Below are 18,151 nucleotides of genomic sequence, written 5' to 3' on the forward strand. Positions count from 1 at the left end.
GAGGGTGCGGCGTTCCATTTACGGCCGCAACAGCCGTTCAAATTGCTTGAGCGAAATGTGCGGGTACACCCATTGCCGCTTCAACTCAAACGGCGAATCACCCGGGTAGACGGTTCCTTTCTTCGTCGTAAACGCCATCACAAATCCGGCCTGCTTCACCATCTGAACGGCTCGTCCGTTGTAGGCGCCAAACGGATAGGCAATCGCCGTCGCCCCGATTTTCTCCTTGCTTGCCTTTAAGTCCGCCATCGCTTCCTCGTACGGCTTAAACAACAAGTACGGGCCGTATTGCCGATCCGACAAATGAAAATGGTTCGTATGGCTTTCAAATGATATCACATCGCGCATTTCCGCGATTTCTTGCTTGCTTAAAAACTGCAGTCCCCTCGGGTCAAACGGCTGGGGCGCCGGGCGCATCCGCCCTGTGATCATAAACACCGTCGCCGGGAAACCGTACCGCTTGAGCAGCGGATAGGCATATATGTATGTCGACTTCAATCCATCATCAAATGTGATAAGCACCGATTTGGGCGGCAACAGCTGCTCCTTGCGCACATAGGCAAGCAGCGCTTCCGGCGTAATGGCCGTGTAGCCGTTTTCTTTTAAGTACGTCATTTCTCTGGCAAACTGGCTGAACGGCACCGTCGTCGTCGAGCGGAAAAACGGCTCATCGAAATCGTCCAAAATGTGGTGGTAGAGCAGCACCGGCACCCCGTAATCGTTCTCCGTCACATGTTTGTAAACATACCCGTCGCGGCCGCCGATCTCAATCAAATAGTACAGCCGCGTCTCCGCCTTCACCGGATAGCGAACCCCGGAGCGAATCATGCCGATGGCCTGTTTGGCCCCGCGGTCAAACACGTATACTTCGGCGTCTTGTAAGGTGATCACGCTCCGCCGCCACTTGTTTGGAGCGCGTTTGCCCGCAGACGGGCGGACTTTCGTCACATCCGTTTTTTTCACCATTCCGCTCACAAACCCAAACGAAATGACGTAATGCTGCTCATCTTCTCCGACGACTTCAAACGCTTCCCCACGGTCCAACTTTCCCACGTTCTCAAGCCGCCCGGCCATCCAAGCGTACACCGGCGCCCCCGCCTCTTTCGCCGCCACCGCGAACGAATCAACCTGCGCCGCCCGGCCGCTGTTTGTCCAGCCGAGCGAAAGAAAAACGAACATTGCCGCTAAAACGAGCCACTTCCGCAATCATGACATCCCCCTGTTTCATCATCGTCCTTTTTCACTATGACTGCTACCTTACTATTTTACCACCAAATTCCCTACTAAAAAACCAATCTAGCAAAAAATATCCGTTCGTGACATGACGCCTTCTTTTATACTAAAATATGATTATGCCTACACCGATTGATGGAGGAATGGACTGATGATATACCGAAGTCATCCGCTGAACGAATGGCTGAACCCGAACATCGCCTTTTCCCGGCTCAAAGAAGCCGAGCAAGTGAAACGCCTTATTCCTATGGTGTTGCTGCTTCTGTTCCTTTTTGCTCTCCTTTCGCTCGCCCGCGCCTACGTCGGCGTCGGAACGGAAGAACTGGCGAAACACCTTCCGCGCTACACGGAAGAACAGCGGACGCTCTTGCATCTGTTGTTCGCCGCGGGGCATATGATCGGCGGAATCGTCGTTCCGCTTCTTTTCCTATTCATCAGCGCGCTTGCGTTTTACGCCTTGTTTGAAGAAACGGAGTTCAAAAAATTGCTCGCCGCCCAGCTCCCGGCGGGATTCGCGCTTTTTCTCGGCGAGGCCGCTTCATTTCTTCTCGAATGGCCATTCGGCCTCGACCCGCTCGCCTCGCCGTTCTCGCTCGGCGTCTGGGGGCCGTACCTTACCGACGACCGGTTCGTATGGGCGCTGCTGCACTCGGTGTCGCTCTTTTCGCTCTGGGGGCTCTATATTCAAATCGCCGCACTGCGCGCCCTAACAGGCCAGCGCCTCGGGCGCATCGCCGCGGCCGTCGTCGCCGTCAATGTTGTGCTCGCCTTTTTCGCCGCTGTTGCCAGCGAATTTCCGCTCGAATGGTTTTCGTCGTGAAAGGAGACATCGCCATGAAACGAACCGTTCTCACTGTTTTCGCCATCGGCCTCATTGGCGCCCAGTTTTACGCGGCGTTCGCCGATGACAGCCGAGCGCCAAAAGCCGCTTACGCCAAAGAATGGACAACACCGAAGCACCAAACGATACAAGAAACGATCCGCACAACCGGCTTCACCGCCCCAGCCGAGCGGACGTTCATCTATGACGACCCCGAGCGCGGCGCCATAGACGGCATTCTCGTCGAAAGCGGCCAATCGGTGCAGGCGGGAACCGCGCTGTTGCGCTACCGCACCGACGCCATCGACCGCGAACTCGAGCGCTTGGCGCGCAAACAACAACAGCTGACCGCCCAAATCGGCCAGCTCACCGACGACATCCATCGCTACGAGTCGCTGGCCGCCGCCGCGCCGGAGGCGAGCCCGGAAAAACAGCAATGGGACGAAAAAGCGAACGAAGCCGCGCGCGAAAAAGCCGACTTGGAATGGCAGCTAAACGACCTCGAGCAGCAACAAACAGAACTGCTCGAACAAAAAGACGGGCAAACGGTCGAAAGCCCGGTCGACGGCATCATCGAAGAGGTCAACCCAAACCCGTCAAGCCCGTCCCAGCCGCTCATTACAATCGCATCAACCAAGACGGTCGTCCGCGGAAAACTGGATGAATCGCACATCGGCCAACTCGCCGTAGGTCAATCGGCCACGATTCGCCTCCCGAATCAAGAGGCGCAACTGACTGGCACGATCCGCGACATCGGCCGATTCCCGATCGCCGAAGCGAGCTTCCGGCAAAAAAGCGAGTACCCGTTCACCATCCAGCTGACCGCCGAGCCGCAGCCGCCGCTCCCGTTCGGCTATCACGCTCACATCACGATCGTCACAAAAGAAAAAACAGGCGCGCTGACCGTACCGGCGGACGCCATCGAACGCCAAGGCAACAACGCATTCGTCTACCTCATCCGCGACGGCCAAATCAAACGGCAGCCCGTCAAACTCGGAATGAAACAAGGAAACCGCCAAGAACTCGAACAAGGCGTCACCGGCGGCGAATACATCATCACCCGTCCAACCCGTGGCCTGAAACAAGGCATGAACGTATGGCTGCCGCTCAACAACGCGCATTTGTCCAAAGACGCCATCCACCACGTGCGGAAGCGCGACATGGCGAAATACTTCCTCGACGGGTTTTTGCGGGCGTTTTGACATGCCCCCCACCTGCGCTTCGCTTAAAGGTGGGGGCTTCTCGGGCCCATTTCATGATAGGAAGTTGACCGAGCCGCCCCGTGTGCCCCACGGTTCTGACCGACGTGAGACTACGCCTGCCCGAAGTTCATCCCCCACTTTCATTCCATTTACAAGCGAGAGACTTCTTTCAAGGAATGTTAAACCAAACGGTGTCCCCAAGCGGAGGACACCGTTTTTCTAGGAAAACATTATGCTTGAATTTCGATCCATTTTTTCGCTATCCTGCCGATTTTCAATATTGAACGTAGATCATCCCCGCTGTTGGCGCAGCGCGTGGAAAACCGGCAACCAACAATCCATGGCTATTCCATCAAGTTAGCCTTTGTGAGAAAGCCATAAAGCATTTTCGCCATCTGCGCCCGGGTTACACTTTCGTTCGCATCAAAACGTCCATTCGCCTTGCCATGTACAATGCCGGCCCGATAAACGATTTCGACCGCTTTTTTGGCCCAATCGCCAATTTCTTTTTCGTCCTTGAAGTCGCCAAGCGTTTTTTGCCGATCAAGCTGGCTAAAATCATACTGAACAAACGGCAGCCTCATGGCCCGTTCCAGCATCACCACCGCTTGCGCGCGGGTAATGGGCTCATTCGGTTCAAACGCACCATTTCGATTTCCTTTGATGATCCCATATTGCACCGCTGCCATCCATTGACCGTCTTGAACAAACCATTCATCCCCCCGGACATCTTTAAACCGCCCATCATACCGAACAGCTGGCAAGCCGAGCGCGCGGGCGAGCAGCACGGCAAACTGTGCGCGGGTCATCGCAATATTCGGTGCATACATGACGTTCGAAATACCTTTCACGATTTGTTTGGCGGCCAGCGGTTCAATATATGGTTTTGCCCAATGATTGTGCACATCTTGAAATGCCACATTTCCTTCTACAATCACGTATGTGGAATTCATCAATGATTTGGCGACTGCCTTATTTCCAGAGAACAAAGTCGGCACAACCGTCATCGTCCCGTCCTCATTAAGGCGCACCGCAACCGACCGTTTCGGGTCGAACGATTCCCCGACAAACATTTCACGTTGCACATATTGAGTGAACCGCTCTACTTTCTTTTCTTTCCCGCCAGCGGTGATCGTTACATGAAACTCCACGGCGTTTGATACAGTTCGCAATGGCAACGTCGGCGCCTCCGTTACATTCATTGCAATCGCAACGTCCATTTGTCCCACGTCGACGCCAAGCTCCTTCGCCGCATCGGAAAGCAACGTGGCAATCTCCGTCGTCGGCAAATGATACGCTGCTTTGTCTGTTTGAGCGACAACGGATGAATTCTCTACTTTTTCCCGCGCCTGCACGAAAAGCCGGGCCGGGATCACGACTTTCATCACCTCACCTTTTTCCATCGTTCCTGCCGAAACGACCACCTGTTTGTTTTCAGTGGACAAATGGCGGACAATCTCGTCAATCTCCCCAGCAGGAATCGCAGCGATCCGTTCTGCCACTTTGCCGTTTTTCTCTTTTGTTTCGACGACCGGCGTTACGATCACATTTCCTTTTTCTACGACGACGGGCGCGGCTCCCCCGTCTCGAGGCGCATGATTGCCTGGCGTTCCGCCGCCTGGTGCGCCTTGCCCTGGCGACCCGCCGTTGTCGCCGGACGGAGGCGTTGCGGTTCCCTCACGCAGTTGTTTTGTATTCAAATTCAGCACATAATCCTTCGTATTTTTGGCGATCGCCCCCGCATCATGTTTAAAGATGGATGCTTTGCTTTCCTCCGACGGCTCAATATGAATGGCCACTTCATGTTGGTTGGCGGCAGGGGTAAACGTGTACACAAAAGCCATCTGTTCGTCAATCGGCACCCGCTCGCCATTGATCGTCAAAACACCGTTTTTAATCGCATTTCCCTTGATCGTCACCTGATTCCCTTGTTTTTGCACCTCTTCGATGACGACCGGCAGATCGATCCAGCGCAAAATGCGGTCTTGCACCACCATCGTATTATTTCCTTCATTGTGGACCGTCACTTTCAAGTCGGTGCCAATCGCCCCGTAGCCGTAATAGCTCACGTCATCATCGTTGTCGTCCTCACGCGTATGGTCGGCCAACCCTTCTTGATCCCACGATCCGCCTTTCACATACTTATAGGTGATCGTTTCCCCTTCTTGCACCTCGGTGGCAAACTGCCAATCAGGCGTCACCGCGCCGTTGCGCGACATCTCCCACGCTCCTGTGTTCCAGCCGTTCAGACTGTTCGGAATCGTAATGCGGGCATCGAGCGGCGTATAATCCGGCGCTTTCACTTTAAAAATCACCTTCACCATCACAATGTCCGGCGTCACCTTGACCGCGTTTGACGCCACAACATTGCCGGCGCGGTCATACAACTTGACAACATACGTGTACTCAGTGCCGTTTTCGACATCGTAGTCTGTAAATGAATCGCCGATCGACGTGGTTGTATGCACGATGCCACCGTTGCGTTCAATCGCCAGCAAATAAGCGTCCGCGTCGTTCTTGCCAACAAACGTCCATGACAAGTTCACTTGCCCCGATTCGACCGCAGGCTGCCGCAGCTCGATGGCTTCCGCCGGGGCTGTTTGGTCGCTGTTGTCTGCCGCAAACGTCACTTGCTTCTCTTCTGTATACACCCACTCCTCGCCGAGGTTGGTCGTCAGCGCATAGCGGTACGTATACGTCCCTGCGGCGAGCGGAGTGAAGGAAGCCCGGAACACGTTGGCGTCCCCGTCTTGTCCTTGGTAAGCCGCCTTGTATTCGTGCCATGTTTCATCACGCGGGCCTTTCACTTGCAGCACCGCCTGCAACCCGTCGGCTGCTCCTTTGCTTGTCACATTGTCAATGTTGACATGGACATCCACTTGCTGCGGCTTTGACAAATCGAGTACGGCATCGCTTAACGTTGTCACGAACTGGACATTGTCGCTCGTCAGCGGGTAATGAGGGACGACGCGATTCGTTTCGACCTTCGGTGATTCATTCCCGTTTTCATCGACCGCCGCAACGGCAAAGTAATAGGCTGTTCCGTTCGTCAACGAATCGATCGTGGCCGAAGTCGTGTCCACCTCTTGCACCATCGCATAACCAGCCCCTTTTAGCGTGGACTGGTAAATCCGGTATCTCGACGCATTTCCTTCCCACGTTAACATGACACGGCCATCCGAAGCGCTCGCCTGCAGATTGCTGACTGCTGACGGCATTTCCGCCGTCACCGTCCCAAACATCATCCGTCCATCCAGGGCCGGAATCGTGACCGTCAACGTTCCGCCAGCGACCGTGGCTTTCCCGCCATCATGCAACTCATCCGTCAGCACGGTGCCGTTTGGAAGCAACGCAGCGACGTCAAGCGTCACCGTTTTGTCCTCACTGCCGCGGTTAACAGCAATGAGCGCCGCTTCACGCCCGTATTGGCGAGCAAATACGTATACATCCCCTTTGGCATACAACGTCTTGATGTCGCCATGGGCCAACAACGATTGATGGAGCTGGCGAATGTGCCCCACTTTCTGATAATGGGCCAACAGATTTTGATCTTCTTTGCCCCACGGATACGTGCGGCGGTTGTCCGGATCTTTTGAGCCTGTTACTCCCGCTTCATCGCCGTAATAAATCGTCGGCGCTCCCGGGTATCCCATCTGCAAAATCACCGCCAGCTTGAGCCGCTTTTTCCCTAGCTCCTCACGATAATTCGGATCCAGCTCCGCCCGCTCGGATGAATCCGTTCCGTTCCCAAGCAGAAAGACCGCCCGCGCCGTGTCATGCGAACCAATTAAGTTCATCAGCGCATAAAACGCTTCACTTGGGTAGTCTTCCCTTATGGCTGTCAGCCGCTTGTCCGCCTCTTCCGCATTTCCGTTTTTCAAAAAGTCAAGCACCGCCCCGCGGAACCGGTAGTTCATCACGGAATCGTACTGGTCGCCTAGAAAATATTTCGATGCGTCATCCCAAATTTCCCCTAAAATGAGCGGCTGTTCCCCCTCTTTCAGCGTCGGACCGCGGTCGTACGACCCTTGAAGCAATTCTTGGCGAAACTCGCGCCAAAACGCCAGATCCACCTCATTGGCCACATCCAACCGCCAGCCGGAGGCGCCGCGGGCAATCCAGCTTTTCGCCACCGAGTCCGCTTCACGGAAAATGTAATTCGCGAGCGCATCGTTGTTCAATTCACTCGGATGCGGCACTTTTTCCCCCGTCACCGACTTAAACTCCGGCAAGCTGTCATAGCCCCACCATGATTGGTATTGATAATGGCCGTCGACTTTTTTGTTTTCAATATTGAACCAAAGGTGAAACCCATACGGGCTGAACGTCTGTCCCTCTCGTTTGAACTTCTCCTCCGCTTGTTTCCGCGCCTCTTCCTCGCTCAATCCTTTTTCATTCATCAAATCGTAAACCGCTTCCCAATATTCATACGCGCCGACGGTCGGATAGCGGTGGTAGCGGTCAAAGTAAATTGAATCGTCGGATACGTGGTTGAACACCCCGTCTAAGATGAGATGCATTCCCCGGTTCGCAAGCGCCTGCACAAACGATTGGAATTCTTCCGGGGAACCGAACATCGGATCCAACTCTTTGTAATGGCTCGCATCATATTTATGGTTCGATGGCGCATTGGCGATCGGATTTAAGTAAATCGTGTTCACCCCAAGCGACTGCAAATAATCCAACTTTTGTTCAATTCCGGCGATGTCTCCGCCGAAAAAGTCATTCGACCATTCGCCGTCGCCATCGTAGCCGCTCGTCCCGACGAGGCGCGGATTATCGGGCAAATCCGACCAATCGCGATGCTCAATTGGCTGCGCCCCGCGCGCATTTTGTTTCGCACGATCATTCGCTTGGTTCCCATTAAAAAACCGATCCGGGAAAATTTGATACACAACCGCTTCTTTCATCCAATCAGGTGTTTTGTAATTCGGATCATAAACGGTCAGCTGGAACAGCTCGGCATTTTTGTCGACCGCTTTTCCCCATTGCCCTTCCTGCGTGTCCTCCCCGTACTCCGCTTTCGTTCCTGCATCTACCGCGATAAATTTATAGCCATACACTCCCCGGACATCAGGGGTAAACGAAGCTTCCCAATATTCATCATCGCCGATCACCCCAGCTTTTTCCATCGCGTACACTTTGGCGGTTCCGGTCGTCGCATTTTTCACATACACGTCCGCTTTCGTCAAATCGTCTTTTTTCGCCGCCAGACGAAGCGTCACCTTCGTTCCCGCTTTCACCGCGCCAAACGGCTGGCGGTACAGCGCATCCCATGTATTGTGTTTTAACCGGTCTTTCTGAACAACACCGTCAGAGCCATTGGGGTTGTAGTCGGTGTACACCTCTTTTGTTTTCGCATTGAAGAAGAATGTAATGGTCGTCGTTTCCAAAACGGTTAAGCGTGCATTCTCTTGTGGGTAGCTCTCGTTCCAATTGTTTCCGAGGACGATTTTATATTCATACGATCCTTTCGGCACCTGCGCCGTAAACGTGTACACCGAGTCGAAATCATCATCGGTCAACAGCGCCGTCGATGTCCCCGGGGTCCATCCATCGTTCTCCCCCTCATAGCCGATGGCCGACAGCACCGTCCCGACGAGGCGCGGCTGTTTCTCCTTCGCAATCGCCGTATACCATGTCGAATCCGCGATCGCATGCGTCCGGTCATGGTAATAAAACGTCACCTCGGTTTGCCGATCCAGCTTCAACACCAGATTGCCGCCATTGCGGCCGCCGGCTCCATAGTTTTCATCCCAGCTGCCATTGACCGCAATTTTGTACTCATACGTCCCAGCCGGCAGCGTCCCGGTAAATGTATAAAGCCCATTTCCTTCATCATGCATTTGGGTTGCGGCAGCCGACGGGTCCCATTCCTTCGTATGGCCCAACTCATCCTGCAAACTTCCTACCAACGTAATCTTCCGCTCCGGCGCCGCTGGCGTTCCGACTACAACAACGCTGTTTTGCCCGCCATAACCGTCATCCGACTGGTTCGGATTCAATGGATCTGTCATCCATTGACCGTCCACAACAAACTTGTACGTATACGTCCCATCTGCAAGCGTTTTCGTTACCGACCAAACGTGGTCTTCCCCTTTCACCAAAGCAATTTTCTTCTCGCCTTCTGTCTGCCAATCATTAAAGGAACCAGCCAGCAACACGGACTGCTCATTCCCCGTCCCTTCATATCGAAACGTTACTTCATTTCCATTGACGATCGGACTAATACCACCTCCCCCATTGGCGCTAACGGTTGCCTTAAACGAAAAAGAGGGTAAAACCAAAAAAACAGCGAGAAAACAAACAAAAAGCCTCCTAAATTTCCTCCACATATTCCTCCCCCTCCGAAAAGAATTTGCGAAACCGTTTGCACAACTCGGCATAATGCAACCGATTTCACTATCAATGCTACAGAATTTTCCGTAACTTTTCAATAGTTGTATTTATTTTTTCTCATGAAAAAGAGACCGCCCGAAACGGTTAAAAATTCGCCGTTTCGAGGCAGCCTCACTTTTTTAGCATAGCAATATACTCCTTATTCTGTTTCACTGTGTAATCGTTGGATCCTTCATATTGTATGGCTCCGATACGTTCCTTCCCTTTCTCGGAAGCTGTATCATTCATAAACAACTGCACGGTTTGCTTTGCATGGCCATCACATACATGCAAGCCTGCTTCCATCGATTTGTTTGCAATGAAATGAAACATGGGGGCAATGGCAAAGGTACTCAAGCACCTTCATCTTTTCTCCCCCTCGTTGGCGAGGGTATTGTCAAAAGTTTATCCTCCACACTCACGGTTTTCCCTTGAGTTTCAACGGTCGGAAGAAAAAAAGCTTGCCACCCCCATTGTTTTGGGCCATCATTGAGGTAACCACACACTCAACAGCCAAAACAAAGAAGGAGTGACAAGCTTGTTACCTCAATTATTAGCCTATTTGCTCGAAATAATCAAGACCCAATATCAAATCATTGTGTATTTGATGGGTGTGATCGTGGGAAAATCCTTGAATCTTGATGACTTGGACGAACCCGTCCAAAAACCCTATCGGAAACTCCAGGTCGATGACCTTCCGATCATCGATGTACCGGAAACCCTTGACTACCGGAAGCTGTTGGCGGACTACGAGGCGCAGCACGGCCGTCCTTTGCGGCCCATTCAGCGCCGGACGAAGGCGAAACACCGTGTTCCGGATTCCTTGACCTGCCCTCGCTGCCAAGCGCCATCATCCTATCTGTACGCCAACAATGGCGGGAACGGGCAATACCAATGCAAAGTGTGCCAGTGCCGGTTCAACCACCGAAATCGGTTCACCAAGCAGGCGGTCTTTCGTTGCCCGCACTGCAAAAAGACGCTGGAGAAAATCAAGGAACGCAAAGAATACAACATCTACAAGTGCAAGAACAATGACTGCCCGTTTTACCAGGCCAACCTTCGCCGGATGACGAACAAGGAGCGCCAACAGTTTCAACAGGATCCTCAAGCCTTCAAGGTGCGGTATTTGGTTCGAGAGTTTTGGTTTGACTTTCTCCCGGTGGCTCCATCATCGCCCGTCAAGCCGAAAGTCGATGGGTCCCGGCTGGCTGCGTCGCCGCACGTGTTGGGGCTCGTGTTGACGGACTACGTTAACTACGGGATGTCTTCCAGACAGACAGCCGGAATCATGGTGCATGGCTTGTCGATCTCGCATCAGACGGTGCTCAACTACGCCAACAGCGTCGCGCTCTTGATGAAGCCCTTTGTCGACCGGTTCCCGTATGAGCTGTCCGGTTCGTTTTGCGGGGGCGAGACGTCTATTCGGCTGAAAGGCCGTTGGCATTATCTGTTCTTCATGTTCGATGCGGTGAAAAAGATCGGGCTGTCGCATCGCGTCTCCCCCAATCGAGACACGCTCTCGGCCATCTAGGCCTGTGATGATGCCCTGCGAAAGCTGCCGCCCATCCCGGACGACTTGTCGTTTGTCGTCGACGGCAATCCCTTTGCCTGCTGGCGCAGCACTTCTTTGCCCAGCACGGGATCCTGTTCGATGTCCGCCAGGTAATCGGGCTGACCGATGAAGATCCGGTGTCCGAGGAATTTCGTCCGCTCAAACCAATCATCGAGTGATTCAACCAGACTTAAAGGCAGCTGCCGGCCGACTCACGGGTTTGGGGCGGAAGAAGGCTCGGTCTCCTTTGTCACGCTGTTTGTGGCGTATTTCAACTTCCTGCGCCCACACAGCGCGCTCGAAGGCCTTGTGCAGGTTGTTATCCCGGAACTGGCGGATCTTCCGCCTATGCCGGCCCAGTGGACGAAACGGATCGCCATGGCTTAAGCATTTCTCAACAAGAGGCGTCCTGACTTTTTTGTCCGCCGGAGCCCTTGACGACGCTTTCTCACCTTTGGCGGGTGTTGGTCAAGGGCAAATACGGCTCCAAGCATGCCCCACGATGCTCCATGGGATGGCCTGTGCGGGGGTTTCATCAAACTTTTGACGCTGCCATGAAACGTTTAGGCACTTTCAATCATAAATCAGGGTAAAGCTATTGTCGCTTTGCCTTTTTTCTTTTTAATTGAAGAAAGGAAAAAGAAAAGCCCCGCAGAGATTTCTCTCCGCAGAGCTTTTCGACATACTTCGGGGCGTGACAGGCACGCATCCCATTATAATTATTGAGCAACTGTTACATTAACAGGTACAGAAGCTGTATTACCTGCTACGTCAGTAATATCAATTGTATCAAGTGCCTTAATTGCTAAACCTTTTGCAAGGTCAGATGCAGTTACAGGTTGTTCTAAAGTTAATACTAATGTAGTACCAGCAGTTGTTTGTTGTGCTGTTGTAATCGTATCGTTTGAAGAAACTTTAACTCCACCAATGTAAAGTTCAAAGTCATTAGTATCTTGAGTAGCATTTTTAACAGGTTCAGAGAATGTAAGCGTAATTTTGTCAGTATCAGTCAACTGTGCTTTAGTAATTGTTGGAGCAACGTTTTCTTTAAGATTTTCAGTTGTTTTATACTCATCCATTACTAGACCGTTTTTAGCTTTTACTCCACTAATTACAACATTACGCTCACCAGTGAAGATGTTAGAACCCGCTTTTAATTTTAATGTTACTGTTTGTTTTCCACCAGATACAGGATTTAGAATAGCTTTTTCTACAACAGCTCCATCAATTTTGTAGTTGTTTACATTAGTAGCAGTTGCACCATCAAGTTCTTGATTGAAGGCAACTGTTAATGTATTGTTATCAACTACAGCAATACCATTTGTACCAACAGAGGTATCAATAGTTGCTTTTGTATTAGAAGGAGCCACACCATCTTTTCCACGAGTAAATGTAGCTTTAACAGATGTTGCGCCATCGTTACCACTTACATCTTCTACGATTGCAACATTTGCAGAAGTTGCATCTTTACCTGTCAATGTTAAATCGTATACTGCACCTTCAACGTCGTCACTAGCTAATAAGTCAGCTAATTTGATACGAGCAACTTTCTTATCAGTTGTATCTACTACTAATTTATTAGCAACAACAGTTGCAGTAAAGCTTGAAGTTACATAATCTTTATATTTTGTACCAGAAACAGAAATGTTTGCTAGTGTAGGAAGTACAGATACTTCTTCATCAAATGTTAATTCTAAGTATTCTGCATTATCAGTACCTTTCTTAACAGTAGCAGATACTAATTTTGGAGCTACAGTGTCAACATCAAAGTTTACAACTTTAGTGTATGCAGCACCTTGTTCTCCGCTTAAATCAGTGTATCCGGCAGCTACAGTTACAGTTTGCAAACCAGTTAATGCATTAGTAGTTTTTACAATATATTTAGTTTTATCTGTTGAATCTTGAGTTACAGTGATTGTACCTGGATTACCAGTAATATTAACTGTTGGAGCAACTGCTAACTCTTCAGAGAATTTTACTTCAACAGTTTTGTTATTTACAGCTTTTAAGTCAACTACAGTTGGAGCAACTCCATCTTTTTGACCTTTTTGAATTGTTACTGTAGCTGGATTTGGAGTAATAATATTGCCAGCAAAATCTTTAACACCTACAAAAGTTGCAACAATATCTTTGCCAGCTGTGATATTGCTGTCAGATAAATTAACAGTTAACGATTTTTTATCAGAACTTAATGTGTATGTGATTGAACCATTTACCGAAGTGCCATCCGCATACTTAAATGATACTTTGTTAAGTAAAGTACCTGTTCCCGGCATATCAGTTTCATTAATTGGTTCAGAGAAATTAATTTTTACTTGAGTAGAAGTTACTCTAGTAGTTCCAAGAATTGAAGGGGCTACAGTATCTTCTGCTTTGATTGTATCTTTATAACCTTCAACATCTTTACCATCAGTTGTTTTGATAGCACCTTTTGTAATGTTTACATCGTAACGTCCTTCGAAAACTTCAGCATTTGCTGCTTGAAGTGTTAATGTTTTGCCATCAGCACTTAATGTAGCTACAGCATTATTGATAGTAACTGGATGGTTGTCTAATGATGATACAGTAATAGCACCGTCCACAAGCGTACCAGCAGTAATACCAGAAGCTTCAATAACTGTAGACTTATCAATTGCTTTATTAAACTTAACTACTAATTCTTTAGCGTTAATCGCACTTACCGACACAACCGCCGGCGCAACATTCACGTTCGCCGCTTTAAACACAAAGCGCGCGAAGTCGCCGCGGGTAATGTTTTCGTACGCGCCGAAGCTTGTCGGCGTTTTGCCGCTCGTTACGCCGTTGTCATACAGCGCTTTGACGAACGGAGCCCACGTTGCGTTGACGTCCGTAAACGGCAGGGCGCTGTCGTTTTGTTTTTCTAATTTGTAGGCGTTGGCGACGATTTTGGCCATTTGGACGCGGGTCAGTTTGTCGTAGGCGCCGAATTTGCCGTCGCCTTTGCCGTTCAATACGCCTGCTTCTACAAGCGCGTTGACGTATTTCGCGCGGTCTTTCGGAACGTCGGTGAAGCCGGCGTCTTTGGCGTTGTCAACGTCGAGTTTCAAGAGTTTGGCCAGGATGACCGCCGCATCCAAGCGGGTGATTTCTTCGTACACGCCGAATTGCGTTTCCGTTTTGCCGTTGGTTGCGCCTGTCGAGACTAAGAAGTCGACCGCTTCTTTGTATTGCGGCGCTACGTCGGTAAATCCTGCAGCTAAAGAGGCGACAGGAGCTACCGCAGATGCAACCATGGCTGCTGTTGCTGTTGTCGCAGCAAACTTGCGATAGGACTTAGGTTGATAAGCCATGAAGATTTCCTCCCCGTTTTGCATGTGTTTTTTTATTTTTATAGTGAATCGAAGCCTGGGCATAGTGCGCCCATGTCTTCGATCGGCTAACGAGATCGGGAATGCAGCTGAACGTTTTGGCCATAGGCCGACGGATACCACACATGAGTATGTATGTTGGCGCGGTGGAAATGATTCCACCGTATGGCGTTTCACTGCTAAATCTCCCAAGCTCAACTACTATTCTATCAAAAACGTGGGATTTTTCAACTGTTTTTTACAAATTTCTTGCAGTGTTGGCCAGCTAGGAAATATATGACTCGCAAACTTCATTATACAATAAATTCAGAATTTGTAAATGGTTTTCGAAAAAAATCCGCAGGCGTTACGCCTGCGGTTGGGAAGGGCGGGCGGCCGCCTCGTGGACGAACGCCATCGCCAAGCCCGAGATGAGCCAAAAGATCGTGTTCAGCTGCGGGATGAAGATTAAGTTGTTCGATAGATTTTGCACCAGAAAGGTGGCGCTTCCGGCGATCAAGGCGACGGTGATGAGCTTGCATAGGCGGTCGGTTGACGCGCGGTAAAGGCGAAACAAGTATGCGTAGTAGACGATGTAAATGGCCACGAACGCGATCAAGCCAAGAAAGCCCGTTTCCGCCCCGACTTTTAAATACGAGTTGTGGACCGAGTATTGGTCATGGCCGATATCAAGCTCTGGGTATTTCGTCACGTACTCTTTGTAGCGGACCAAATAGTTGCCGATGCCGACGCCGATGACCGGGTTTTCTTTCATCATCACCCAGCCTGTTTTCCAAAGGGTGACGCGGGAGACGACGGCGCGGTTGGTCGTCGCTTCGTCTTCCGCCGTTTCGTCCCCGTCCGCTTCATCGTCCAAAAACCCGCCGCCTTCGTCGCCGTTGCCGCCGGCTAGGCGGTCGGCGATGCCGCCCGGGAGGTGTTTGCTTACGATTTTCTCCATGGCGTACACCGCCGAATACGTGCGCGACTGCACGTCAGGCATGAAATAGACGATCGTCAGCAACACCATAAACGACAGAAGCATGTGCGGACGAACGGCGTTTTTGATGAACGTTTTCGGCATGAGCAGCACCACAAGCGCCAATCCGCCGAGCATGGCGACCCAGGCGGCGCGCGTGTACGTTAAGATCAAGTTGATGACATACATTGCATAGACGGCAAACGTGAGCAGCTGCGCTTTTTTCTCCCGCCAATAGACGACGGCAAGAAGCAGGAAAGCCGGAATGAGCAGGTTGACAAACGACGCGTAGTAGTTCGGATTGACGAGCGTCGAGTCGACGCGCCCTTTCGCTTCTTTCAACGCATACAGCCCCGCCGTGTTGAGCGAAATGCCGAAGATGTACTGGACGATCCCGTACGCGCCGACGATGAGGGCGGACAGGCCGAACGACTGGGCAAAACGCCGGTATTGTTCGCGGGTAAACTGCACTTTGACGACAATGAAAAACAACACGACATACGAAAGATAGCGGGCCAGCTCCATGATGGCCGGAGCGAGGCTCGCCGCCTTGACGAGCGAGATGACGGCGATGACGAAAAAGGCCGCGAACGCGATGGCGATCGGGGTGAACGGAAAGTCGTTCAGCTTGATCCGCCGCTTTGAATAGTCCGCCAAAGCGGCCACTGTGATGAGCGGGATCAGCACCACTTCGGCGGAAAGCGGCAGCGGGCCGAGATACGTCTTGTACGGAACGAGCGGAATGAGAAAGAGCGCCGCTAACACGGCGTAATACGTGAATGGTTGTCTCGCTTGCATCGTTTAAACTCCTTTGTCCCTAGTTCGGTCGATGGCCAGGACACGCTCGTATGTGGCCATCGTTTCTTCATACAGGCGCCGAAGCGAAAAATGGGTGGAAGCGTGCTTGTACAGCCGCTCTCCCATCGCTTTCAGCTCGTGTTTCCGTTGTTTCGCATCGCGAATGGCACGGGCGAGCGCCGCGCTGTCGCCGACAGGCACGACCCAGCCCATGTTTTCGGAGGCGATCAGTTGCTTCACCCCGCCGACATCCGTCGAGATGACGGGAAGGCGGGCGTTGGCCGCCTCAAGCAAGGCGAGGGGGAAGCTTTCGCTGTATGACGCCAATAAGGCGACGTCAGACAGCGCGTACAAGTCCGCCACGTCGCTCCGGAATCCGAGAAATTGCACGCGGCGCCCGATGCCGGTTTGCGCCGCGGTGTCTTGCAGCTCGCCGGCGAGCGGGCCGTCGCCGATGACGAGCAGCTGAATGTCCGGGTCGGAAAGGGCGGCGAGGGCGGAAAAGACGAGGGCGTGCCCTTTGACCGGGTGGAGGCGGGCGACCATGGCGATCACCAACTCCTCGTCCCGAAGCCCGAGATCGGCGCGCTGCAACGTGTGCGGACGCGGGATGTCGTCAAAGTCGATGCCGTTGTAGACGGTTTGGATGCGATCGGCGGCCATGCCGAGTTCGATGAGGCTTTCTTTAAACCGTTCCGAGACGGCAAAAAAATAGTCGACTTTCCGAAGCGCCCATAAGTTGAGACGGGTGAACAGCGCCCCTTTGATCCCCGTTTTCATAAAGTCCAAGCGCGGGTCGCTATGGATGGTCGTCACCCAAGGGATGCGGATGTTCCGTTTGATCAGCGCCCCGTACAAGTTGGCGCGCGGCCCGTGCGTATGCAAAAGATCGAACTTTTCGGCGCGAACGAGCGCGACGAGTTTCGAGAGGACGGATAAGTCGTAGCGGGACGACTGGGAAAGAAGGCGCACATCCACCCCGAGTGCGCGCGCTTCGTTGGCGAGCGGTCCGTCTTGGAAGACGGCGAGCGCCGCCGTGTTGGGGGCAAATTTGGACAGGAGGGTGACGACGTGTTTGCGCGACCCTCCTGTTTCCCCGCCGCTAATGACGTGCAACACTTTCACCGCGATCTCTCCTTGGCGGCTGTTCGGTGGTCGGCCGCTTCTTTTTCGGTCAACACTTTCCAAAGAAACTTCGGCAAGGCGAGCTGCCGTTTGAACCGCTTCGGATCGGTGATGAGGCGGTAAAACCATTCCAGTCCGAAGGTTCGGAACAGCTTCGGCGCCCGTTTCACACGGCCGGCGAAGACGTCGAAGCTGCCGCCGACGCCTTGGAACACTTTGACGTCAAGTTGATCGAGATGCGCCCGGATCCACAGCTCCTGCCTTGGGCTGCCGAGGGCGACAAACAGCATATCGGCATTGGCCGCTTGAATGGCGCGGACGACCGCCCCGTCATCGTTGACGTAGCCGTTCATATACCCGGCGATGCAAAGGCCGGGGTATTTCGCTTCTAAGTTTTGTTTCGCTTTTTGGACGACTTCTTCTTTGGCGCCGTACAAAAAGACGCGGTATCCTTTGTTCGCGGCCAGCGCGATGAGCCGCTCCATCAAGTCGATGCCGGTCACCCTTGAGGCGAGGCGGCCGCCTTTTAGTTTCGACGCCAGGACGACGCCGATGCCGTCAGGGATTTGGTATGTCGCCGCGTTGATGAGCTGCTTGAGCTCAGGGTTTTGGCTGGCGGCGATCAGTTTTTCCGGGTTGACGGCGATGATCGTTGATTTTTTTCCGGCGGCCATGCGCTGTTCGATGTCGGCGAGAATGTCGTCGTATGTGAGCGTGGACACATAGACGCCTAAATATTGTTCCTTGTTCATGCCG

8 protein-coding genes and 1 pseudogene are annotated in these 18,151 nt (G+C 52.2%); 3 read left to right on the forward strand and 6 right to left on the reverse strand.

Annotated elements, in window-relative coordinates; all coding sequences use genetic code 11:
• Window positions 1-18: 18 nt before the first annotated feature.
• Window positions 19-1,206, reverse strand: coding sequence for a polysaccharide deacetylase family protein (locus tag M493_RS15275; RefSeq protein WP_020961281.1), 1,188 nt, complete (start codon window positions 1,204-1,206; stop codon window positions 19-21).
• 178 nt (window positions 1,207-1,384) lie between these two features.
• Here M493_RS15275 and M493_RS15280 point away from each other — a divergent pair, with 178 nt between their 5' ends.
• Window positions 1,385-2,053, forward strand: coding sequence for a YIP1 family protein (locus M493_RS15280; RefSeq protein ID WP_020961282.1), 669 nt, complete (start codon window positions 1,385-1,387; stop codon window positions 2,051-2,053).
• Between the two features lie 14 nt (window positions 2,054-2,067).
• A complete protein-coding gene (locus M493_RS15285) occupies window positions 2,068-3,255 on the forward strand; it encodes an efflux RND transporter periplasmic adaptor subunit (protein WP_020961283.1) in 1,188 nt (395 codons plus the stop codon).
• A 344-nt stretch (window positions 3,256-3,599) separates the two neighbouring features.
• On the opposite strand, the gene M493_RS15290 is transcribed toward M493_RS15285, so the two are convergent.
• On the reverse strand, window positions 3,600-9,590 hold the full coding sequence (locus M493_RS15290; RefSeq protein ID WP_041267797.1) for an alpha-amylase family glycosyl hydrolase: 5,991 nt from the start codon (window positions 9,588-9,590) through the stop codon (window positions 3,600-3,602).
• Window positions 9,591-10,171: 581 nt separating this feature from the next.
• Between M493_RS15290 and M493_RS15300 the strand changes: the two are divergent.
• Window positions 10,172-11,598, forward strand: a pseudogene (locus tag M493_RS15300) (transposase).
• Window positions 11,599-11,904: 306 nt separating this feature from the next.
• Here the strand turns inward: M493_RS15300 and M493_RS15305 are convergent.
• The 4 genes from M493_RS15305 to M493_RS15320 all read right to left on the reverse strand — a co-directional run bounded on the left by M493_RS15305 (window position 11,905) and on the right by M493_RS15320 (window position 18,147).
• The gene (locus M493_RS15305; RefSeq protein WP_020961287.1) at window positions 11,905-14,496 is read right to left on the reverse strand and encodes an S-layer homology domain-containing protein; all 2,592 of its coding nucleotides are present in this window, start codon (window positions 14,494-14,496) and stop codon (window positions 11,905-11,907) included.
• Between the two features lie 364 nt (window positions 14,497-14,860).
• Window positions 14,861-16,270: an O-antigen ligase family protein gene (locus tag M493_RS15310; protein ID WP_020961288.1), complete on the reverse strand. Its 1,410-nt coding sequence runs from the start codon at window positions 16,268-16,270 to the stop codon at window positions 14,861-14,863.
• Between the two features lie 3 nt (window positions 16,271-16,273).
• Window positions 16,274-17,395, reverse strand: coding sequence for a glycosyltransferase (locus tag M493_RS15315; RefSeq protein ID WP_020961289.1), 1,122 nt, complete (start codon window positions 17,393-17,395; stop codon window positions 16,274-16,276).
• Window positions 17,392-18,147, reverse strand: a complete 756-nt coding sequence (locus M493_RS15320) for a WecB/TagA/CpsF family glycosyltransferase (protein WP_041268015.1) — start codon at window positions 18,145-18,147, stop codon at window positions 17,392-17,394. The genes M493_RS15315 and M493_RS15320 overlap by 4 nt, the downstream gene beginning before the upstream one ends.
• Window positions 18,148-18,151: the final 4 nt, after the last annotated feature.

Origin of the sequence: Geobacillus genomosp. 3, from assembly GCF_000445995.2 — a bacterium.
In the GTDB taxonomy this organism is placed as follows: Bacteria; Bacillota; Bacilli; order Bacillales; family Anoxybacillaceae; genus Geobacillus.